Consider the following 274-nt stretch of genomic DNA (forward strand, 5'->3'; position numbering starts at 1 on the left):
TGAGCCTCACCCGCATCACACCCGAACCGCGCGACCCACGTAAAGGATGGGGCCCGAGGGCTTCGGGTAGGGCGAGCCACCCGCGGGCTCCAGCGTCAGCTCGAACAGGGTCTTGTCGGCCAGACCTGGCAACTTGCTGACCGGCACCACCACCACCTGGCCGGGCTTGACCAGGCCCAGCGAGGTCGGGCCCTTGGCGCCTTCAGGCTTGGTCCAGAACTGCATGGTCTTGCCTTCGGGGATGTCCTCGTTCGGCCCCAGGGGCACGAGGCTT

1 protein-coding gene is annotated in these 274 nt (G+C 67.9%); it reads right to left on the bottom strand.

What is annotated here, in order from left to right; genetic code table 11:
• Positions 1-15: 15 nt before the first annotated feature.
• Positions 16-274: anti-sigma factor domain-containing protein (locus AB1471_RS17310; RefSeq protein WP_367780973.1), on the bottom strand; the 259-nt coding region annotated here is incomplete at its 5' end.

This window comes from Jeotgalibacillus marinus (assembly GCF_040801915.1).
GTDB classification, from domain to species: domain Bacteria; phylum Bacillota; class Bacilli; order Bacillales; family Jeotgalibacillaceae; genus Jeotgalibacillus; species Jeotgalibacillus marinus.